Source organism: Phenylobacterium sp. (genome assembly GCF_965284355.1).
GTDB lineage: Bacteria > Pseudomonadota > Alphaproteobacteria > Caulobacterales > Caulobacteraceae > Phenylobacterium.
The window spans coordinates 1,281,094-1,301,606 of record NZ_OZ260078.1; the positions used below are offsets into that span (position 1 = coordinate 1,281,094).

21 protein-coding genes are annotated in these 20,513 nt (G+C 69.5%); 12 read left to right on the top strand and 9 right to left on the bottom strand.

Annotated elements, in window-relative coordinates; translation table 11 throughout:
- The first annotated feature begins 134 nt into the window (after positions 1-134).
- The 4 genes from ACQ66R_RS06210 to ACQ66R_RS06225 all read left to right on the top strand — a co-directional run bounded on the left by ACQ66R_RS06210 (position 135) and on the right by ACQ66R_RS06225 (position 3,665).
- Complete coding sequence (locus ACQ66R_RS06210; RefSeq protein ID WP_430420191.1) at positions 135-1,553, top strand: MFS transporter; 1,419 nt, start codon at positions 135-137, stop codon at positions 1,551-1,553.
- A complete protein-coding gene (locus ACQ66R_RS06215) occupies positions 1,550-2,950 on the top strand; it encodes an MFS transporter (protein ID WP_430420193.1) in 1,401 nt (466 codons plus the stop codon). The genes ACQ66R_RS06210 and ACQ66R_RS06215 overlap by 4 nt, the downstream gene beginning before the upstream one ends.
- 71 nt (positions 2,951-3,021) lie before the next feature.
- Positions 3,022-3,261 carry an AbrB/MazE/SpoVT family DNA-binding domain-containing protein gene (locus ACQ66R_RS06220; protein WP_430420195.1) on the top strand — a complete coding sequence of 80 codons (240 nt, stop codon included), beginning with the start codon at positions 3,022-3,024 and terminating at the stop codon, positions 3,259-3,261.
- The gene (locus ACQ66R_RS06225; protein WP_430420197.1) at positions 3,258-3,665 is read left to right on the top strand and encodes a type II toxin-antitoxin system VapC family toxin; all 408 of its coding nucleotides are present in this window, start codon (positions 3,258-3,260) and stop codon (positions 3,663-3,665) included. The genes ACQ66R_RS06220 and ACQ66R_RS06225 overlap by 4 nt, the downstream gene beginning before the upstream one ends.
- A gap of 6 nt (positions 3,666-3,671) precedes the next feature.
- Here the strand turns inward: ACQ66R_RS06225 and ACQ66R_RS06230 are convergent, their stop codons facing one another.
- Complete coding sequence (locus tag ACQ66R_RS06230; RefSeq protein WP_430420199.1) at positions 3,672-4,802, bottom strand: Mrp/NBP35 family ATP-binding protein; 1,131 nt, start codon at positions 4,800-4,802, stop codon at positions 3,672-3,674.
- 142 nt (positions 4,803-4,944) lie between these two features.
- Here ACQ66R_RS06230 and hflK point away from each other — a divergent pair, with 142 nt between their 5' ends.
- The 3 genes from hflK to ACQ66R_RS06245 are packed head-to-tail and all read left to right on the top strand — an operon-like array spanning position 4,945 to position 7,328.
- The gene (gene hflK / locus ACQ66R_RS06235) at positions 4,945-6,105 is read left to right on the top strand and encodes an FtsH protease activity modulator HflK (RefSeq protein ID WP_430420201.1); all 1,161 of its coding nucleotides are present in this window, start codon (positions 4,945-4,947) and stop codon (positions 6,103-6,105) included.
- Positions 6,102-6,995 carry a protease modulator HflC gene (hflC, locus tag ACQ66R_RS06240; protein ID WP_293362916.1) on the top strand — a complete coding sequence of 298 codons (894 nt, stop codon included), beginning with the start codon at positions 6,102-6,104 and terminating at the stop codon, positions 6,993-6,995. The genes hflK and hflC overlap by 4 nt, the downstream gene beginning before the upstream one ends.
- A 60-nt stretch (positions 6,996-7,055) precedes the next feature.
- Positions 7,056-7,328 (top strand): hypothetical protein, encoded by a 273-nt coding sequence (locus tag ACQ66R_RS06245; RefSeq protein WP_430420203.1) that lies wholly within the window; start codon positions 7,056-7,058, stop codon positions 7,326-7,328.
- A 211-nt stretch (positions 7,329-7,539) separates the two neighbouring features.
- Here the strand turns inward: ACQ66R_RS06245 and ACQ66R_RS06250 are convergent, their stop codons facing one another.
- Positions 7,540-8,196, bottom strand: coding sequence for an HAD family hydrolase (locus ACQ66R_RS06250; RefSeq protein ID WP_430420205.1), 657 nt, complete (start codon positions 8,194-8,196; stop codon positions 7,540-7,542).
- 158 nt (positions 8,197-8,354) lie between these two features.
- On the opposite strand from ACQ66R_RS06250, the gene ACQ66R_RS06255 reads away from it, so the two are divergent.
- Positions 8,355-9,297, top strand: a protein-coding gene (locus ACQ66R_RS06255) for an IS630 family transposase (protein ID WP_430419033.1) whose coding sequence is annotated in 2 segments (ribosomal slippage) — positions 8,355-8,690 and positions 8,692-9,297 — 942 coding nt in all. Because the reading frame shifts where the segments join, the coding sequence is not laid out codon by codon here.
- Positions 9,298-9,424: 127 nt separating this feature from the next.
- On the opposite strand, the gene serB is transcribed toward ACQ66R_RS06255, so the two are convergent.
- Complete coding sequence (gene serB, locus ACQ66R_RS06260; protein ID WP_430420207.1) at positions 9,425-10,315, bottom strand: phosphoserine phosphatase SerB; 891 nt, start codon at positions 10,313-10,315, stop codon at positions 9,425-9,427.
- Between serB and miaA the strand changes: the two genes are divergently transcribed.
- From miaA to ACQ66R_RS06275, 3 genes are all read left to right on the top strand, one after another.
- On the top strand, positions 10,314-11,243 hold the full coding sequence (gene miaA, locus ACQ66R_RS06265; protein ID WP_430420209.1) for a tRNA (adenosine(37)-N6)-dimethylallyltransferase MiaA: 930 nt from the start codon (positions 10,314-10,316) through the stop codon (positions 11,241-11,243). The two genes, serB and miaA, sit on opposite strands and share 2 nt — an antisense overlap.
- 167 nt (positions 11,244-11,410) lie before the next feature.
- Positions 11,411-13,201, top strand: a complete 1,791-nt coding sequence (locus tag ACQ66R_RS06270; RefSeq protein WP_430420211.1) for an acetolactate synthase 3 large subunit — start codon at positions 11,411-11,413, stop codon at positions 13,199-13,201.
- Positions 13,201-13,614 (top strand): GFA family protein, encoded by a 414-nt coding sequence (locus tag ACQ66R_RS06275; RefSeq protein WP_430420213.1) that lies wholly within the window; start codon positions 13,201-13,203, stop codon positions 13,612-13,614. Before ACQ66R_RS06270 ends, ACQ66R_RS06275 begins: the two co-directional genes overlap by 1 nt.
- A 3-nt stretch (positions 13,615-13,617) precedes the next feature.
- Here the strand turns inward: ACQ66R_RS06275 and ACQ66R_RS06280 are convergent, their stop codons facing one another.
- Together ACQ66R_RS06280 and ACQ66R_RS06285 are read right to left on the bottom strand one after the other, a co-directional pair.
- Positions 13,618-15,771: a histidine kinase dimerization/phosphoacceptor domain -containing protein gene (locus tag ACQ66R_RS06280; RefSeq protein WP_430420215.1), complete on the bottom strand. Its 2,154-nt coding sequence runs from the start codon at positions 15,769-15,771 to the stop codon at positions 13,618-13,620.
- Entirely contained in the window at positions 15,764-16,327 is a 564-nt protein-coding gene (locus tag ACQ66R_RS06285) for a biliverdin-producing heme oxygenase (protein WP_430420217.1), read from the bottom strand. Before ACQ66R_RS06285 ends, ACQ66R_RS06280 begins: the two co-directional genes overlap by 8 nt.
- Before the next feature lie 99 nt (positions 16,328-16,426).
- Between ACQ66R_RS06285 and ybaK the strand changes: the two genes are divergently transcribed.
- On the top strand, positions 16,427-16,900 hold the full coding sequence (ybaK, locus tag ACQ66R_RS06290; protein WP_430420219.1) for a Cys-tRNA(Pro) deacylase: 474 nt from the start codon (positions 16,427-16,429) through the stop codon (positions 16,898-16,900).
- Positions 16,901-16,923: 23 nt separating this feature from the next.
- Here ybaK and ACQ66R_RS06295 read toward each other — a convergent pair whose 3' ends face one another.
- The 4 genes from ACQ66R_RS06295 to ACQ66R_RS06310 form a co-directional block, all read right to left on the bottom strand.
- Positions 16,924-17,445 (bottom strand): DUF1993 domain-containing protein, encoded by a 522-nt coding sequence (locus tag ACQ66R_RS06295; RefSeq protein ID WP_430420221.1) that lies wholly within the window; start codon positions 17,443-17,445, stop codon positions 16,924-16,926.
- A gap of 57 nt (positions 17,446-17,502) precedes the next feature.
- Positions 17,503-17,814 carry a DUF6665 family protein gene (locus ACQ66R_RS06300; RefSeq protein ID WP_430420223.1) on the bottom strand — a complete coding sequence of 104 codons (312 nt, stop codon included), beginning with the start codon at positions 17,812-17,814 and terminating at the stop codon, positions 17,503-17,505.
- A 69-nt stretch (positions 17,815-17,883) separates the two neighbouring features.
- Positions 17,884-18,906, bottom strand: a complete 1,023-nt coding sequence (locus tag ACQ66R_RS06305) for a hypothetical protein (RefSeq protein ID WP_430420225.1) — start codon at positions 18,904-18,906, stop codon at positions 17,884-17,886.
- 260 nt (positions 18,907-19,166) lie between these two features.
- Positions 19,167-20,384: an RtcB family protein gene (locus tag ACQ66R_RS06310; protein ID WP_430420227.1), complete on the bottom strand. Its 1,218-nt coding sequence runs from the start codon at positions 20,382-20,384 to the stop codon at positions 19,167-19,169.
- Positions 20,385-20,513 lie beyond the last annotated feature (129 nt).

Sequence of the window (20,513 nt, forward strand, 5' to 3'; positions counted from 1 at the left end):
GCGGCGCGGCCAGGTCGGCCCCCGCGGGCCGTCTTTCGAGTTTGTAACCCAATTCCTCTTGCGCCCTGCCAACTGAACGCGCGTAACCTGGAGCACGCGCCCGCTCCAGAGGCGCGCCGGAGGAGCAGGTCTAAGTGTCCAAGGGCCCCAAGAGCGCCGACGCAGCGCTGTCTTTACCTGCCATCCTGGTGTTCGCGAGCGCCAGCATTCCGGTAGGGGCCCTGGGCCTCGCCGCCACGGTCCACCTTCCCCGCTATTTCGCCTCCGAGCTCGGTCTCTCGCTGGCGGTCGTCGGCACGGTCTTCGCGCTCGTGCGGTTCATCGACATCCCCATCGACGCCGGCATCGGCCTGGCCATGGACCGCACGAACACGCGGTTCGGCCGCTATCGGATCTGGATGGCGTGCGGCGCTCCGGTGCTGATGCTGGGCTTCTACATGCTGATCCAGGCCAACAGCTCGGTCGGCGCGTTCTATCTCGGCGCCTGGCTGTTGGTGATGTACCTCGGCTACTCCGGCATCTTCCTGTCGCACCTGGCCTGGGGCGGACGCCTCGCGGCGACTTATCAGGAGCGGTCCCGCATCTTCGGAGCGATCACCGGCCTGGGCGTGGTGGGCGCCATGGCCGTGTTGCTGATCCCGGTGTTCATGACGCGAGCAGGCGCCAGCGACGCCGAGGGCGTCCGGGCGATGATCTGGTTCATCATCGCCAGCGCCGCCGTCACGTGCCTTCTCGTAGTCGCCGTCTCGCCGGAGCGGATCGCACGGGACCACACCACGCAGTTCACGCTCAAGGACTACGCCTCGCTGTTCACCCGCGGGAACGTCGTGCGTCTTCTGGCGGCCGACCTGCTGGTGACCCTGGGCCCCGGCTGGATGGCGGCCATGTACCTGTTCTACTTCAAGGACAGCCGCGGCTTCGACACCGCCCAGGCCAACCTGCTGCTGCTGATCTACGTGGCGGCCGGGTTCGCGGGCGCGCCCCTGGCGGCCTGGCTGGCGAACCGGATCAGCAAGCACAGGGCGCTGATCGTCAACACCACCATCTATTCACTGGGCCTCATCGCGCTCCCGTTCTTCCCGCCCGGCGAGTTTCTGATCTTCGCGCCGGGCATGTTCCTGGTGGGCGCCATGGCGGCGGGTTTCACCGTGATGATCCGGGCGATCTGCGCCGATATCGCCGATGAGCTGCGCCTGGAGAGCGGGCGTGAGTGGATGGGTCTGATGTACGCCGGCATCACCGCCACCTCGAAGCTGGCGACAGCCGGCTCGATCTTCCTGACGTTCAACGTGCTGGCCGCCATCGGCTACAAGGCGCAGGCTGGAGCCGTGAACACGCCCGAGGCCATCCGCGGGCTGGAGATCGCCTACATCGTAGGGCCGATCGTGTTCGTCATGGCCGCCGGCGCCTGCTTCATCGGCTACCGCCTGAGCGCCGATCGGCACGCCGAGATCCAGCGCAAGCTCGATGAGCGTGACGCCCTGGTCGATCCGGCCGCGGGCCTCGAGGCCATGACGGGCGACGACCTCGCCCCCGCCAACCGTCCCTCGTGACGGCGCAACGGCTGCCCTTCGGGCTGGCGGTCGCGTTCGCGGCCACCAGCCTGCCGCTGAGCGGCCTCGGGATCGCGGCCTCGGTCCATCTGCCGGCCTACTTCGCCGCTAGCCTGGGCGTGGAACTCGCCGTCGTTGGGGCGGCCTTCGCTCTGGCCCGCGGCATCGACGTGCCGATCGAACCGGCCATGGGCCTCGCCATGGACCGCACACGGACACGTTGGGGTCGCTATCGCTTCTGGGCCGTGCTGGGCGCGCCCTTCATGATGCTCGGCCTGTTCCTGCTGCTGCAGGCGGACAGTTCGGTGGGCGTGACCGGCCTGGTAGCCTTCCTGCTGGTGGCCTACCTGGGCTCTTCGGCCTTGCTGCTGTCGCACTCGGCCTGGGCCTCGACCCTGGCGACCACCTACGACGACCGGGCGCGACTGTTCGGCGTCATGACGGCGGTCGGCGTGATGGGCGCGCTCAGCGTGCTGCTGTTCCCGATCGTGATGGAGCAGATGGGCTACAGCGACGCCGAGGCCGTCCGCGCCATGATCTGGTATCTCGTCATCCTCACGCCGCTGGCCGTGGGTCTGGTGGTCTGGCGGACTCCTGAACGCGTGATGGAGGACGTGCCCGGGGCGCGGTTCCGCCTTCGCGACTACGCCGAACTCGTCTTCGATCGGAACATGTCGCGCGTAATCCTGGCCGACCTCGCGCTGGGCCTGGGGCCGGGCTGGATGGCCGCGCTCTACCTCTTCTACTCCCGCGACTTCATGGGCTTCACGTCGGGCCAGGCGAATATCCTGCTGCTGGTCTACATCGTGGCCGGAATCGTGGGCGCGCCGAGCATGGCTTGGCTGGCGACGCGATTGGGCAAGCACCGGGCGGTCATCGTCGCCGCGACGATCTATTCGATCCTGCTGGTCTCGCTGCCCTTCCTGCCCAAGGGCCAACTGCTGATGTCCATGCCGACCCTGTTCTTCACGGGGTTCTTCGCGGCCAGCTTCAACGTGCTCACGCGCGCCATGACGGCGGATGTGGCCGATGAGATGCGGCTGAAGCAGGGTAAGGAGCGCGGCGGGCTGCTCTATGCGCTGACGACGCTCACCAACAAGCTGGCCGGTGGGTTCGGGATCGCCCTCACCTTCTGGGTCCTGAGCCGAACCGGCTACGATCCCAAGCTCGGATCGGGCAACACGCCCGAGGCGATCCAATCGCTCATGCTGGTGTTCGTGATCGGGCCCGTGGCGTTCGTCTCGATCGGCGCCCTCAGCCTTCTGGGGTACGGCCTCACGGCCGAGCGCGCAACCGAGGTCCGCCGGCAACTCGACGCGCGTGAGGCCGCCCTGCTGGCCGCCGCCGGCGTCGACAGCCTGACAGGCCAGGAACAGGTCCCGCCGCGAAGGACCTGAGCACGGGAGGCCGACTCAACCCATTGCGGGCGTGACCGACATTTCTTACTCTTACCTGTAGGAGTATTACCATGCGCATCACCTCGAAAGGCCAGGTGACCATCCCGGCCGAGATCCGCGAGAAGGCGGGCTTGCTGCCTCACACCGACGTGGATTTCGAGTTCGACGGCCGGCACGTTCGCATCGTCCGGGCGGCGCATCAGAAGGACGAGGGTCGAGGCGCTCGACTGGTGGCCCACCTGAGACGGCACGGCGGCGACGTCCGAATGACGACGGACGAGATCATGGCCCTGACGCGAGGCGGCGAGTGACGACGGTGATGGTCGACAGCAACGTGCTGATCGACATCATCTCGGACGACCCGACCTGGGGCGCCTGGTCGGCGGGCCGGCTCGCAGACGCCGCGGAGACCGGACGCCTGATCATCAACGCCATCATCTATGCCGAGGTCTCGACCCGCTTTTCACGGATCGAGGACGTGGAACGCGCCCTGCCGCGCGACATGCTGGACCGGGAGGCGATCCCGTACGAGGCGGCCTTTCTGGCCGCGAAGGCCTTCGTCGCCTACCGGCGCCGTGGGGGCGCACGCACCGCACCCCTGCCCGACTTCCTGATCGGCGCGCACGCCACCATCGCAGGCCACAGCCTGCTTACGCGGGATGCCGCGCGTTACCGGACGTACTTTCCCAAGCTGGACGTGATTGCGCCGAGCTAGGCGCTGTTAAGAGAGCTTCCGCGCCAGGTCCAGGAACGCCTGGGCCGCGGCGCTCTCGGTGTTGGTGGCGACCAGGGGGCGGCCGGCGTCGCAGGCTTCGCGCAGCGGCACCTCGATGGGAATCTCGGCCAGCAGCGGCACGCCCAGGCGCTCGGCCTCGGCCCGCGCTCCGCCCGATCCGAAGATCGGCACCCGCACGCCCGACGAGTCGGCGAAGTAGGCCATGTTCTCGACCACGCCCAGGATCGGCGCGCCGGTCTTCTCGAACATGGTGGCGGCCCGGCGCGCGTCGATCAGGGCGATCTCCTGCGGCGTGGACACGATCACCACCCCGTCCATCTTCAGCTTCTGGACCAGGGTCAGCTGGATGTCGCCGGTGCCCGGCGGCAGGTCGAGGATCAGCACGTCCAGCGGCTCTTCCTCGCTGCCCCAGTTCGAATTGAGCAGCGTCCGCAGGGCCGACGAGGCCATGGGGCCGCGCCAGATGTTGGCCGTGCCCGGCTCGACGATGAAGCCGATGGACATGACCTTCACGCCCCAGGCTTCCATCGGGTTGAGGCGCTTCTCCTCGTCGAAGGTGGGGTCGCCGTCGAGGCCGAACATGGTGGGAGCCGAGGGGCCGTAGATGTCGGCGTCCAGCAGGCCCACGCGCTGGCCCAGCTTGGCGAAGGCGGCGGCCAGGTTGGTGGAGACGGTCGACTTGCCGACCCCACCCTTGCCCGAAGCGATGGCAATCACTTTCTTCACGTGCGGCGGCTTCACCGCATCGACCATCGGGTGGAGTTGGGCCTGCGGATCCTCAGCCACGCGCGCACGGCCGCCCCGGCCGGCCGGCGGTGCCTGGCGACGCGGGGTGACCTGAAGGCTGGGCATCGACGGCGCCTGGACCTCGGACGTCAGGACCACCTGGGCCAACTCGACGCCGTCGGTCTCGGCCAGGATCTCCTCGGCGCGGTCGCGGACCGGGCGGTAGAGTTCGATGTCCGCGGGGGCCACCTCCAGCATGAAGGCCGCCCGTCCGCCGCGCAGCACCAGGCCGCGAACCAGACCGGCGCTGGTCAGGCCCTTGCCCGACTTCGGATCGACGATCGCGTCCAGCGCCTTGAGGATCGCTGTCCGATCTGGGCCTTCGTTCATACAGGTATATCCCGCCTTGGTCTTGCGCTGGGTAGGGTGGGCGTCTCATATCCGGCTGACGGCATCGCTTTACAAGCCCACAGGGGGTTTTGATCGACGCCGCGAAACACCAAGTAAGGTCCCGCTTGAGAACTGCCGGCTGATGCCCTGGAACGACAACGCCAACCCCGGCCCCTGGGGCTCCCCCGGCGGCGGCGACGATCGCCGTGATCCGCCACGCGGCCCCTCCGGCGGCGGCCCGCGCCGCCCCGGCGGGCCCGGCGGCCCCGACTTCAATGCGGGCTTCGAGCAGCTGAGCAATCGCCTGCGCGACCTGATGGGCGGCTCGGGCGGACGGCCTCGCGGCCAGCTGCTGGCCGTCGTCGGCGGCGGACTGGCGCTGGCCTGGCTGGCGTCGGGATTCTACGTCGTGCAGCCCGGCGAGCAGGCCATCGTGACCACTTTCGGCGCCTATTCGCGCACCGGCGCGCCGGGCCCGAACTATCACCTGCCCGCGCCGATCGAGCACGTGGAGAAGGTGGCCGTCACCAAGCTCAACAACACCCTGGTCGGCGGCAGCGGCCCTGACTCCGACTCGCCGGCCGAGAGCCAGATGCTCACCGGCGACGAGCAGATCATCGACATCGACTTCAGCGTCACCTGGCGGGTCGCCGACGCGGCCAAGTTCCTCTTCGCCACGCGCGATCCCGAGGCGGCTCTGAAGGCCGTGGCCGAAAGCGCCATGCGCGAGGTCGTGGGCAAAACCCAGCTGCAACCGATCATCTCGACCGGCCGCGGCGCCGTGCAGCAGCAGACGGCCGAGCTGATGCAAAGGACGCTCGACGGCTGGGGCGCCGGCATCAGCATCGTCGAAGTGCAGATCCGCTCGGCCGGTCCGCCGCCCGAGGTGGTGGGCGCCTTCCGGGAAGTGAACAACGCCCAGCAGGACGCCGACAGCGCCGAGAACGAGGCCAACACCTATCGCAACCGGGTGGTCAACGAGGCCAAGGGCGACGCGTCCCGCATCACCAACGCCGCCCAGGGCTATCGCGAGCAGGCCGTACGCGAGGCCTCGGGCGAGGCGGCGCGGTTCAACCAGATCTACGCCGAGTATCGCAGAGCCCCCGGCGTGACCCGCGACCGGCTCTACATCGAGACGATGCAGCGGGTGCTGCAGAGCTCGAACAAGGTGGTGATCGACGCCAAGGGCGCGACCGCCCCGATCATCCTGCCGCCCGACGCCTTCCGGCCAAAATCGCAGACGCCGCCGCCGGCCCCGGCGCCGGCCGCGCCGCAGCAGCCCGAACGGAAGGGCGCCCAATGACCCCGCGCTACATCGCTTATGTCGTTGCGGCTCTGGCCGTTCTCATCCTGGCGTCGCAGACCTTTTTCGTCGTCGACCAGAGGCAACAGGCGCTCGTGGTGGCGCTGGGTGACCCCGTCCGCGTGATCAATCAGCCGGGCAGAAACGAGGCCGGCCTGCACCTGAAGGTCCCGTTCTTCCAGCAGGTGTTCAAGTTCGACCGCCGCAACATCGCGTTGGAAGCCGACAAGGAAGAAATCATCACCGCGGGCCAGGAGCGGCTCGTGGTGGACGCCTTCATCCGGTACCGGATCTCGGATCCCCTGCAGTTCTACCGCACCCTGCGTGACGAGACGACGGCGGCCGACCGGATCGAGCGGCTGGTGAACTCCTCGCTGCGTCAGGTGCTGGGCGCCGCCAGCGCCACCGATATCATCTCGGGCCGCCGCGCCCAGCTGATGCAGCAGGCCAAGCTGGACGTCGCGCGCCGCGCCAAGGCCTCGCGCCTCGGCATCGAGGTGATCGACCTGCGTATCCGCCGCGCCGACCTGCCCACATCGAACCGCGAGGCCGTCTTCCGCCGGATGTCGACGTCGCGCCAGCAGGTCGCCGCGCAACTGCGGGCCCAGGGCGAACAGCGCAAGCGCGAGATCATCGCCGAGGCCGACAAGGAAGTCGCCATCACCCTGGCCACCGCGCGCGAGCAGCAGGGCCAGATCATGGGTGAAGGCGACGCGCTCCGCACCCGGATCTTCGCCAACAGCTTCGGAAAGGACCCATCGTTCGCGGCGTTCTTCCGCTCGATGCAGGCCTACGAGCAGTCGCTGGGCGACGGCCAGACGACCATGGTGTTGTCGCCCGACAGCGCGTTCTTCCGGTATTTCGAGCGAGGTCCGACCGGCGGGCGCTGACTCAGCTTGACCGTTTAAATTACGGGCGTACCATCCCGGGAGTCATTCCAGGGAGGCTGAGTGACCCGTCTGGCCCTCTTCGTCGTTCTCGCCGCCATGGCCGCGACGCCCGCGCTTGCGCGTGAGCGCCAGACGCTGATGGCCATGCGCCTCGAAGTGAATCGCCTGGACGGTGACGCCGCCATGATGCGTCGGCTCAACATCACCGCCCGCGCCATGTGCGCCCGGATCAATTCCCCGCTCTTCCCCGGCAACGAAGGCCGCGCCTGGAAGTGCCGCCGCGAAGCCGTCGCCGCCGCCCTCGGCCGCCGCGGCGCGGACGTGGACGCCTAGGCGGCGTAACTCACCTCGTACCTCCGGAATGTCATGGCCGGGCTTGTCCCGGCCACCCAGAAGCGCCGCCGGCCGCCGAAGACTCGCGGCAGAGATTCCGCGCACCTTGCCGTACCGCCTCGTATCTGGGTGGCCGGGACAAGCCCGGCCATGACGTTCAGAGAGATTGGGAAAGCCGTTCAACTGTCCGCTTGAAAGCGTCTGATTCCGCTCAGAGCAGCCAGCCGCGGACCTCGTGCAGGTCGCGGGCGATCCGGACGCAGAGGGTTTCCATCTCCTGTGTGGGGTCCAGCATGTCGGGCACCATCACCGTCATCATGCCGGCGGCCGAGGCGGCGCGGACGCCGTTGTGGCTGTCCTCCAGGGCGAGGCAGTCGGCCGGATCGACGCCCAGCGCCTCGGCGGCCTTCAGGAACGGCTCGGGATGCGGCTTGCCGCGGGTCTGCACGTCGCGGGTGATCAGGGCGTGGAAGCGGTCGACCAGGCTGTGGGGGCCCAGGCTGGCGTGGACGCTCTCCAGGCTGGACGAGGTGGCGATGGCGCGGGGCAGGTCCAGGTGGTCCAGGGCGTCCAGGATCTCGACCGCGCCGGCCTTCAGCGCGATGCCGGCCTCCAGCTCCTCGCGGAAGTGGGCGCTGACGGCGGCCGACCAGGAGTTCAGGTCGAATCCCTCGCCGAAGTGCTCGATCAGGATGAGGTCGCTGTGGGCATGCTGCAGGCCCACCATCCGCTGGAAGGTCGTGAACGGCATCTCGGACGAGATCGCGCCCGCCGCCCGCTGCATGGCGCGGAACACCACCGTCTCGGTATCGACCAGCAGGCCGTCCATGTCGAAAACGACGGCCTTGGGCGCGCGGGGAAGAGCCATGGCGCGATCTAGCCGACTCGCCGTGCAGGCGTAAGGCGCGGCCGGCGCCGGTTCGTTGCAGGCCGTGTCCTAGAGCGTGACCGCGCTTAGCTGAATCGGGATTCCGGGTTTGGGCGGATCATGATTCAAGATGTGGGCTGGATGGGAGGCCAGCTCGCATGGGTCGACCCTACTCGCTTGATCTGCGGGATCGAGTGGCGCGCTTCGTGGTGGCGGGCGGGACGTGCCGTGAGGCGGCGGAGCGGTTCGGGGTCGGGGTGGCGACGGCGGTGCGCTGGTCGCAGCGTCTGCGGAGCGAAGGCAGCGCCGCAGCGCGGCGGATGGGCGGTCATCGGCCGCTGGTGCTGGCGGGCGAGCGGGACTGGCTGCTGGCGCGGATCGCGGAGCAGCCGGACCTGACGCTCCGGGCGATCCAGGCCGAGCTCGCCGACCGCGGCGTGGTTGTGAGCTACGACGCGGTGTGGCGTTTCTACCTGCGCCAGGGCGTGACCTTCAAAAAAAAGCCTGCACGCCATCGAGCAGGACCGACCGGACGTGGCCAGGAAGCGGGACCGCTGGCGACGCCATCAGGGCCGGCTTGATCCGCGCCGCCTGGTCTTCATCGACGAGACTTGGGCGAAGACCAACATGACCCGCACCCACGGCCGCTGCGCGCGTGGCCAGCGGCTGGTCGGCAAGGTTCCTCACGGCCACTGGAAGACCCTGACCTTCCTGGCCGCACTGCGATGCGATCGGATCGACGCGCCCTTCGTCCTGGATGGGCCGATCAACGGCGAGTGGTTCCGGGCCTACGTCGAACAGGTCCTCGTCCCGACGCTCGCCCCCGGCGATGTGGTGATCATGGACAACCTCGGCAGCCACAAGGGCAAGGCCGTCCGCCAGGCCATCCGGCGCGCCGGCGCGCACCTGATTTTCCTGCCGCCCTACAGCCCCGACCTGAACCCCATCGAACAGGTCTTCGCCAAGCTGAAGACCCTCCTGCGCAAAGCCGCCGAGCGCACCGTCGAAGCCACCTGGCGACGCATCGGCCTCCTCCTCGACCACTTCTCAGCCGCCGAGTGTGCCAACTACCTCGTCAACTCCGGATACGCTCCATGCTGAAGCGGTCACGCTCTAGAGCCCGTCCCGCTCGGCTTGAATCAAGCCAAGCGGGAGAAACGGGCTCGTCGTCTTCCTGCTGGAGCGCATCCTTGTCGCCTGCGGTGGCTCATCCTCGGCGGGATGCGCTCTAGTCGCGGACGAACTCGCCCTCGCGATAGCCCTGGAAGTAGAGCAGCGCAGTGAGGTCGGCGTGGTCCACCTTGGCGTGAGCCTGGGCGGCGACGATCGGCTTGGCGCGGTAGGCCACGCCCAGGCCCGAGGCCTCGATCATGGCCAGGTCGTTTGCGCCGTCGCCGACGGCCAGAGTGGCGGATAGCGGCGCACCGATCTCGGCCGCGAGCTCCTGCAGCGACGCCAGCTTGGCCTCCTTGCCGAGGATGGGATCGCCCACCTGGCCGGTCAGCGCGCCGCCCTCTTCGATCAGGGTGTTGGCGCGGTTGAGGTGGAAGCCGGCGGCCTCGGCGACCCGGCTGGTGAAGAAGGTGAAGCCGCCCGACACCAGGGCGCAGCGGGCGCCGTTCACGGCCATGGTGCGCACCAGCGTCCGCGCGCCGGGGTTCAGACGCACGCGCTCATCGTAGGCCTGCTGGAGCGCGGTGGTGGCCAGCCCCTTCAGCATGCCCACCCGCTCGCGAAGCGCGCCCTCGAAAGCCAGTTCGCCGCGCATGGCGCGCTCGGTGATGGCGCTGATCTCGGCCTTGAGGCCCGCGAAGTCGGCCAGTTCGTCCAAGCACTCCACGTTGATGATGGTGGAGTCCATGTCGGCGATCAGCAGGCGCTTCTTCCGCCCCGTCGCCGCCTGGACGCACGCATCGACCGGCAGGCCGTCCAGCTCCGTGGCGACGACAGCTTCCACCGCGTCGCGGTCGCCCAGCATCGGGAGGTCGAACGCGCCGTCGCCCAGCGGCTGGGGCGCCTTGACGGCCACGCCGGCGCCTGCGAGCGCTGCCTTCGCGCGATCGGCGGCGAGGGTCGCGGTGGCGGCGTCGGGACTGACGAGGGTGAGGACGAGTTCCATGACGGGCCGCATCTGGCTGATCGCCGGACCCACCGCAAGCGGCAAGTCGGCCCTGGCGCTATCTCTGGCCGAGGCTGTGGGCGGCGAGATCGTCAACGCCGACTCCATGCAGCTCTACGCGGGCCTGCGGGTGCTGACCGCCGGACCGTCGCCCGAAGAGGCCGCCCGCGCGCCGCACCACCTGTTCGGAATGGTGGATCCGGCCGAGGGTTGGTCGGTGGGCCGCTGGCAGCGGGCGGCGAACGCGGCACTGACCGAAATCGCCGCGCGAGGGCGCGACGCAATCGTGGTCGGCGGCACCGGCCTCTACTTCCGAGCCCTGACCCACGGCCTGGCCGAGATCCCCGCCGTATCCGCCGACGTGCGCCGGTCCGTGGGCGCCGAGTTCGAGGCGATGGGCGAAGCGGCGTTTCGCGCGCGCCTCGCAGACGCGGACCCGGCCGCCGCGACCCGCATCGCGCCCGGCGACCGCCAGCGGTTGGCGCGGGCGTGGGAGGTCTATGTCGCCACCGGGACGTCGCTCACGGATCACCAGGCCCGTGCCCAGGGCGCCCTGCCCGCCGGCTCATGGTCCGCCGTGGCGATCGATCCGCCCCGGGATGGGCTCTACGCGCGCTGCGATGCGCGACTGGCCGCAATGATCGCGCACGGCGCGCTGGACGAAGTGCGCGACCTCATGGCCCGCAACCTCGCCCCCGACCTGCCGGCGATGAAGGCCGTGGGCGTGCGCGAACTGGCCGCCCACCTGCGCGGCGAAGCCTCGCTGGAGACCGCACTCGCCGCCGCCCAGCAGGAGACGCGCCGCTACGCCAAACGCCAGACGACGTGGATGCGCGGGCAGATGGCGGACTGGCCCCGCCTCGCCGGCTTGGACTCCCGCGACCATTGGAGGCAGTTTCTTGCGCTGAACCCCGGCTTGACGGCCTGAGCGGGGCATGCGACACGCCTTTCCCATCAATCGCGGGAAATCTCGTGCGCAACACTCTTGTACTCGTATGGCGACCGTAGCGGACTGACTTCAATGTCAGGACCGACCGGTCGCTTGCACCAGGCCCCTCGCGGGCCTTTTTTATTATCTCAGCCCAGGCCCACCCCATGACCGCCCACCAGACGATCGAAGCCGAAGCCACCACCATCTCGGGCGCCGAGATGGTCGTCCGCGCCCTCATCGACCAGGGCGTAGAGGTCCTCTTCGGCTATCCGGGCGGCGCGGTGCTTCCGATCTACGACGCGCTGTTCGCCGAGCCGCGGCTGCAGCACGTGCTGGTCCGTCACGAGCAGGGCGCCACCCACGCCGCCGAGGGCTATGCCCGCTCGACCGGCAAGCCGGGCGTCGTCCTGGTGACCTCCGGCCCGGGCGCCACCAACGCGGTCACCGGGATCGTCGACGCGCTGATGGACTCGATCCCGATGATCGTGATCACCGGCCAGGTCGCCACTCACCTGATCGGCACCGACGCCTTCCAGGAATGCGACACCATCGGGATCACGCGCCCCTGCACCAAGCACAACTACCTGGTGAAGGACGTGGCCGAGCTGCCGCGGATCTTCCACGAGGCGTTCCACATCGCCACCTCGGGCCGGCCCGGCCCCGTGGTCATCGACATTCCGAAGGACGTGCAGTTCGGCAAGGGCGTTTACCAAGGCCCGACCGAGGTGAAGCACAGCCACAACTATGCCCCGCGCACCAAGGGCGACGCCGGCAAGATCGCCGAGGCGGTGGCTCTGATCGCCAAGGCCAAGAAGCCGATCCTCTATACCGGCGGCGGCGTCATCAACGCGGGCCCGCGCGCCTCGGCGCTGCTGCGCGAGTTCGCCGAGCTGACCGGCGCGCCGGCCACCTCGACCCTGATGGGCCTGGGCGCCTTCCCGGCGTCGGACAACAAGTGGCTGGGCATGCTGGGCATGCACGGCAGCTTCGAAGCCAACAACGCCATGCACGACTGCGACGTGATGGTGGCCATCGGCGCCCGCTTCGACGACCGGGTGACCGGCCGCCTGGACGCCTTCGCGCCCACCTCGCGGAAGATCCACATCGACATCGACGCCAGCTCGATCGGCAAGAACGTTCGCGCCGACATCGGCATCGTGGGCGACGCCGCCAGCGTGCTGGAAGACCTGATCGCCGCCTGGAAGAGCCGCAACCTCTCGACCGACAAGGCCGCGCTGAAGACCTGGTGGACCCAGATCGACGCCTGGCGGGCGCGCAACTCGTTCGGTTACAAGCCGGACGCCAAGCTGATCAAGCCGCAGCACGCCATCCAGCGGCTCTATGAGCTGACCAAGGACCGCGACACCTACATCACCACCGAGGTCGGCCAGCACCAGATGTGGGCGGCCCAGTTCTACCGCTTCGAGGAGCCCAACCGCTGGATGACCTCGGGCGGCCTGGGCACCATGGGCTATGGCCTGCCGGCGGCCGTGGGCGTGCAGATGGCGCACCCCGACGCCCTCGTCATCGACATCGGCGGCGACGCCTCGGTGCAGATGACGATGCAGGAGATGTCGACGGCGATCCAATACGACCTGCCGATCAAGATCTTCATCCTCAACAACGAGTGGATGGGGATGGTGCGGCAGTGGCAGCAACTGCTGCACGGCGAGCGCTACAGCCACTCGTATTCGGCCGCCATGCCCGACTTCGTGAAGCTGGCCGAGGCCTACGGCGGCGTGGGCCTGCGGGCCGAGCATCCTGACGAACTGGACGACAAGATCCGCGAGATGATCGAGGTGAGGAAGCCGGTGCTGTTCGACTGCCGGGTCACCAAGGAAGAGAACTGCTTCCCGATGATCCCGTCCGGCAAGGCCCACAACGAGATGATCATGGCCGAGGAATCCCGCGACCTGGGCTCGATCATCGACGACGCCGGCAAGCGACTGGTCTGATGGCGCAGCTGCTGACCGGAGGCTGCCTCTGCGGCGGCGTCCGGTATGAGGTGGCGGGGCCGCTGGCCCCGATCCAGCTGTGTCACTGCGGCCAGTGCCGCAAGGCGCAGGGCGGGCCGTTCGGGGCGAATGCGCCGGTGGCTGCCGCGAGCCTCCGCTGGCTGCAAGGCGAGGACCTGATGCGCGAGTATCGGGCCTCGTCCGGCAAGCGACGGGTGTTCTGCGGCACGTGCGGCGGGCCGCTCTTCAGCCAGCGCGACGAAACGCCCGAGACCCTGCGCCTGCGCGTGGGGACGCTGGACGGCGACGGCGACGGGCTCGCGATCGGCTTTCACATCCAGACCGCGTCGAAAGCGGCCTGGTGGTCGATCGAGGATGAGCGGCCGTCGTATCCTGCGGAAGGCCCGGCGTAATCGCTATTCCGCCGGCAGAGCCGGCGACACCGGAAAGGTCAGGATCGCGCGCAGGCCGGGCGCGTTGTCACCGAAAATGAGCTCGCCACCGAGCTGGCGGACCATGGCGGACATCATGCGGCTGCCGAAGCCTTCGACGGGCGCGTGTTTCCCCTTGCCGTGGTCGGCCACGATGATCCGCAGATCAGCCCGGTGCTCCTCGAGGCTCACCTCGATCGGGCCCGGGCTACCGCCGTAGGCGTACTTGTTGGCGTTGATCACCAGTTCGGTGACCACGAGGCCGATCGTCACCGCGCGGTCGGTCGGGACCAGAACCGGCGCCGCATCGACGCTGATCTGACCGGCCCACTCACGCGCCATCGAGTCGTTCATGTCAGCGATCAGCTCTTCCAGGTAGCGGCCCAGATCCACGGTCTCGATCTGGTCGGCGCGATAGAGCCGGCGGTGCACCAGCGCCACGGCCTGGAGGCGGCGGCGCGCCTCCTCGAAGGCCTCGTGCAGCGTGGGGTCGCCCATCGCCCGCGACTGGAGCCCCAGGAAGCTGGACACCAGCTGCAGACTGTTCTGGATGCGGTGGTTCACTTCCTTGAGCAGCAGCTGCTTCTGCTCAAGCAGTCCGTCCTTCTCGCCCAGCGCTTCGGTCAGGCGGACGTTGAGTTCGGTCAGCCGACGGTGGCTGCGGGCCTCGAGCAGGCTGCTCCGCAGACGCTGGGCCGCTTCGGCCTCGGCCAGGGTCCAGCGCCGGGATCGGCCGCGGACCGTCTCGCGCCAAGCCTCGAAGGAGGCGCGGGGGGTCAGAGTCTCGCCCGGCCCGAGGCCAACCGCCTTGTGCGGGTTGCCGGCCCAGTTGACGACCTCGACCTGCTCGGCGCGGAACCAGAGGATGACGAACGGTTCATCACACGAGACCACCAGGCCCAGCAGGCCGCTGGCCAGCGACTGGAATTGGGATGCCGGGGGATAGGCCTCGGCCAGACGCTCGGTGACGACCGGCTCCGGTCCCTGCTCGACCACCCAGCGGGCCAAGTCGCGGATCTGGCTCTCGAGCGGGCAGGCGCCGTCGATGTGCAGGTCGCCGGCCCGAAGGGTCGCAACGCCGTCGGCGTCGAGCATCCGACGCAGCGCGTGGACGCCCTCTGGCAGGTTCGCATCAAAGCCGCCGGCCCGGACCAGCCCGGCGGTGACTTCGTCTTCAAGACCGCGCAGCCGCAGACGTTCGCGATAGGCCTCCGCCTCCTCCTTGGCGCGCACCTGGCGGGCCAGGCCGCCGGCCAGCGCGCGGGCGGCGGCGCGGATGTCGTAGGGCATCAGCCGCGGCTCGCGGTGATGGCAGGCGATCAGACCCCACAGCACGCCGTCCTTGACGATCGACACCGACGCTGACGCGCCCACGCCCATATTGCGCAGGTACTGCATGTGCACCGGCGAGACCGAGCGCAGGGCGCAGTCGCTCATGTCCAGCGGCTCGACGGCGGCCCACGCTGGGGCCAGCGGCGCGGGCTGGTAGAAGACATCGGGGATCACACGCACCAGATTTCGGACGTAGAGCGCCCGCGCCTGGGCCGGGATGTCGGACCCCGGAAAGTGGTGGTTGAGGAACGAAGCCATCCCCGGGGCCACGTCCTCGGCCAGGACAGCGCCCGCCCCCTCGTCGAGGAAGCGGTAGATCATCACCCGGTCGAAACCGGTCAGACGCCGGAACTCTATGGCGGCTCGCTCGCACAGCGCCTTCAGGTTCGGCGCCCGCTCGAAGGCCGCTCCCGCCGCCTCAAGCTGGCCGAGCACCGCCGTGGCCGGCATCGCCGTATCGAAGCCCGCCTCGATCTCCACGATCAGGTTCGGGCCGTCCACATGGGCCGACACGTCCAGCCCGCCAACGGGGCCGTTGATGTGGCCGGCATAGCCGCTCACGGCGCCTGACTGGGTGACCATGGCCAGACGCCCGGCCATCGGGTCGCCCAGCACCTCGCCCAGGGTGCGGCCGATCCAGGTCGCGGCCCCCAACAGACCGCCGACGTCGCCGGCGGCGTGGCTGATCTCCTGCGTCGTCCGGTCGGCGACCAGCATCGCGCCGTGCGGCTGGATGGCGCCGGGAATGTGAATCGGCTCGCGCGCGCAGGCGTCGAGGTCGAACGGGTTGATTGCCGAGTCAGGCAACGGCGAGCGCACCGCAGAGGCGCCGGGCGGCCTGTCGGAAGCCCGCGACGGCGCCCGCCACCATGGCCTCGGTATCGGCCGCGGTGCGCGCCTCGGCGTCCAGCACCGCCAGGAAGCTGCGCCAACGTTCGCCAACGGCCGCGCCGTAGGGATCGAGGAAGCTTAGCCCCCTCAGGTCGCCGCCGCGCGCCATCACCTGCCTGCGGATCACCCGGCCGCCCAGCGTGGAGCCTTCCAGGACGTACATCATCCCGAGCGCCTCGCCGACGCCGCCGACCCGTATGGCGTCCGACCGCGGCGCGACGCCGCCCACTGTCGCGAGATCTTCGACCAGGCAGGTCGAACGGCGCCGTGCGTCGAAGTCCAGGTCCGGCAGGTCGGAAAGCCAGGGCGCGAGCCCCATCTCGGCGTCCGCATGAAAGCCGGCGAAACCCTCAACCAGTCTGCGGCGGCTTTCCGGCACGCCGATCCGCTGGAGAATGTCGATCCGATCTTCCAGGCGTTGGTGGTCTTCGCGCGTGGCGACGCGCAGGCGTTGGTGCGCAGTGCTGATCATGCCCGCTCTTGAAATAACGTCCCCGGCCGGAGGATAGAGGTCGCGCCTCGCCCCTTCGGTAAGGAAGGCGACATAAGACGATTTGGTTCCGGAGAGCGCGTGAGCCGCACCACCCCCGCCACCCTCGCCCTGGACAAGGCCGGCGTCGCGTACACGTTGGCCACCTACGACTACGACCCCAACGCCGAGCGGGTGGGCCTGCAGGCGGCCGAGGCGTTGGGCGCGCCGCCGTCCGAGGTCCTGAAAACCCTGATGGTGAAGGCCGACGGCAAGCCGGCGTGCGTCGTGCTGGCCTCGGACCGCGAGGTTTCGATGAAGAAGCTGGCGGCCGCGCTGGGCGCCAAGTCGGCCGAGATGATGAAGCCCGCCGACGCCGAGCGGGTCACCGGCTACCGGGTGGGCGGCGTCAGCCCCTTCGGCCAGAAGAAGCCGGCGCCGACGGTGATCGACGCCGAGGCGGCGGCGCTGCCCCAGGCTTTCATGAACGGCGGCCAGCGCGGCCTGCAGGTCCGATTGGCGCCCCGCGAACTGGTGCGGGTGCTGAACGCGAAGGTGGCGGCCGTTGCGAGCTAACGCGACGGCCAGCCTGAGGTCCGCTACCTCTTCAAGCGCGGCGCACCCATGTAGTCGCGCTTGCCCAGCGGCACGCCTTGAGCGCGCAGCACGTCGTAGCCCGTGGTGGCGTGGAACTGGAAGTTGGGCATCGACATCGACAGCAGGAAGTCGGCGCCGGTGAATGGCATCTGGCGCGAGCCCAGCTCGAAGACGAGGTCCCGGTCCTCCAGGGCGTTCACCTCGTCGGGCGACAGCGCCGAGAGTTCCACGATGGCGTCGGCGACCAGCTTCTGCAGCCCGGCATAGTCGTACTTCGCGTCCCAGTTCGGCGGACGGAAGACGCCGGCCTTCACGCCCGCGACGGCGCCGCAGGAATGATGCACGGTGGCGATCACCTGGCTGCGCAAGGGCCACATGTCGTCGATCAACCGGGCCTCGACAAGCGACTCTGGATCGCCGCCGGCGCCAGCGACGTGGGCCCGGCCCTTCTCAAGGTAGCCCGAGACGCCGCCCAGGATCTGCAGGAACGAGCGTACGGTGGCGTCGTGAAGCGTGATGGCCATGGTTGTTTCCCCTTCGTCGCCCCCTCCTAGCAGGAGGCCGCTACGGCGCCCCAATCTTCAGCGCGCGCCCAGACGGACCAGCACCTCGCGGGGGATGCCATACTGGGCGATGACGGCGTTGCGATCGCGCAGGCCCATGACCTCGCGCTGGACGAAGAAGCCCCAGACCGCGTCGGCCGCGGCTTTAAGCACCGGCCCGCGCGACTCGCCGCCCGGATGCTCGGCCAGGGCCTTGAGCGCGGCCTCCACCTTGCGCCCGGCGCGGCCCAGCGAGTTGGCCTGTTCCTCCATCAGCTCATAGCGGAGGACGGCGTCGCCCGGCTCGCCGAGGCGACGGACCAGGCTCTGAGGCATGCGCAGGGATGACATGGCCGCCCATGTTGGCGGCCCGCCCGCGCTTGGCAAGTGGCCGGGCGGCGGGCGGTAGGCGTTCGAGGGCTAGTCGTCCCCGAACGCCTCCGCGACGTCCTCCTCGACCGGCCAGTAGCGATAGCCCCGGCCCACGTCGTCTCGCAGCAGCCGGTCGAGCGACCAGCCGCTACGCCCGACATGAACGCCCATCAGCGACAGGTCCGAGAGGATGTCGTCGCGCACGTCGGGCGGCACCGCGGCGTTGCGGAACGTACGCGCCTCGTCCATCCGCCAGCCGAACACGTGATCGCGGGTGATGGCCACGACCGCGCCCGGCCGTCCCTGCCACTCGTAGAACGCCGCCCAGCCCGTGGCGGCGTCCGAGCCCCGGTCCTTCAGGCAGTTGCCGTAGCGCCGGGCCGCGTCCTTCATCGCCGCCTTCGTGGCCAGCGGCGTCAGGCGGGCGGTGCCGGGATGGGGCGGCGCCATCGGCTCGGGGGTCAGGTCGTCGCGCACGCGCTCGAACATCGCCTTGGCGCTGGGCGCCCGCGCCCAGCCGGCCGCGGCCGCCTCCGCTGCGGCGGGACCGTCGCGGAGGCTCAGGGCGTCGTAGGCCTCGCGCAGGACGATCACGCCCTCGGGCGTCAGCGCCGCAGCGACGGCCGCCGCGGGCTCCATCGGCTCGGGCAGGCCCGCCAATCTGCGGACCAGATCGGCGTCCAGGCTCTGCGCGTGACGCAGCACCTTCGCCGGCGGACCGCGATCCAGCAGGCGGATCAGGGCCCGGTAAGCGTCCGCGTCCCATGCCGTCTCGCCGGCGCGCGCGAGGGCCCGTTCCAGCCCGGAGGGGGCGTCATCCATCACCAGGCGAATCGCGACGCGCAGCCGTGCGCCCAGCAGTGCCTCGCCCAGCGCCGACAGGTCGCGGCCCAGCGCGATGGCCAGGCACACCAGGTGACGCCGAACCGCGGGCGCGGCGAGGAACGGCGTGTGCGGCTCAGGCCACAGCGCCGCCACGCGCGGCGCGAAGTCGCCGGCCAGCAGTTTCAGAAGGGTCGTCTGTCCAGGGCTCCCGGCCTTCGCCGAGCCGCCCGGAAAACGGGTGAACATCGTAAGCTCCCAGGGTTGCGCCGCAGCCCTTGGGAGCGCGGCGCGTCAGCGGTGGCGCGCGCCCAGGTCGGAGACGGCGCGCAAGCGTGCGAGGGCCGGAGGCCGCTCCCATTCGCTCGTGTGGTTGTGCGTCGTCATTCGATAGCTCTCGTTCGAGAAGGCCGGCGGTGTCTCACGGGGTCGGTCACGCTGCAAGGCACAGGTTAACAGGCGGCCCGCGATCCGGAGGCGCTGTGGCCGCCGGGCCACGGACCGGCCCCCTATCCCTTCACGCACACCACCTGACGGAGCGTGTGTACGATCTCGACCAGGTCGGACTGCGCGGCCATGACGGCGTCGATGTCCTTGTAGGCCATCGGCGTCTCGTCGATGACGTCGGCGTCCTTCCGGCATTCCACGTCCGCGGTGGCCGCGATGTGGTCGTCCAGGGTGAACCGACGCTTGGCTTCCGCCCGGGACATGGCCCGCCCGGCGCCGTGGCTGCAGGTGCAGAACGAGTCCGGGTTGCCCTTGCCGCGCACGATGAACGACCGGGCGCCCATCGACCCCGGGATGATCCCCAGGTCGCCGAGCCCAGCCTTCACCGCGCCCTTGCGGGTCAGCCAGACGTCCTTGCCGAAGTGCCGCTCCTGGGTGACGTAGTTGTGGTGGCAGTTCACCGCCACGTCCTCAGTCGCCAGGTCCGGGAACACGGACCGGAGCACGCCCAGGACCTGATCCATCATCACCTCGCGGTTCGCCAGCGCGTACTTCTGCGCCCAGCTCACCGCCCGGATGTAGGACACGAAGCCTTCCGACCCTTCCGGGAAGTAGGCCAGGTCCTTGTCCGGCAGATGGATGAACCACCGCTCCATGTCCCGCTTCGCCTTTTCGATGAAGTAGGACCCGAAGCGGTTGCCCACGCCCCGCGAGCCGGAGTGCAGCATCACCCACACGTCGCCTGCCTCATCGAGGCAGAGCTCGATGAAGTGGTTGCCGGTCCCCAGCGTGCCCAGGTGGCCCAGGCCGCGCGGGTGCGCCGCCTTGGCGTCGCGCTCGACGATGGCCTTGTAGCCGTCCTCGAGCTCGGCCCACTTGGCCGCCGCCAGCGCCGGCGGGTCGCCCTGGTGGGCGCCGACGTCGTTGCGGCCGCCGTTGTCGGTCCGGCCGTGCGGGACGGCCGCCTCGATCGCCGAGCGGATTCCAGCCAGCGAGTCCGGCAGGTGCTCGGCGCGGATGGAGGTCTTCACCGCCATCATGCCGCAACCGATGTCCACGCCGACGGCGGCCGGGATGATCGCACCCACGGTCGGGATCACCGAGCCCACGGTAGCGCCCATCCCCCAGTGTACGTCGGGCATCACCGCGATGTGCTTGTGGATGAACGGCAGGCCCGCGACGTTCTGCAGCTGCTTGCGCGCGCTGTCTTCGACCTGGACGCCGCGCGTCCACGCCTTGATCAGACCGGCGTCGCTTTCGATGACTTCAAATCCGCTCATCTGGAACTCTCCTTCACTCACCACGTCCCTCCCGGACCGCCGCGGCGGAGAAGCGTCCTTCCGAAACGAAGAACCCCTCCGCGGCCGGGCCGGGAGGGGTTCTTTCGGACGATCTCAAAGATGCTGAGA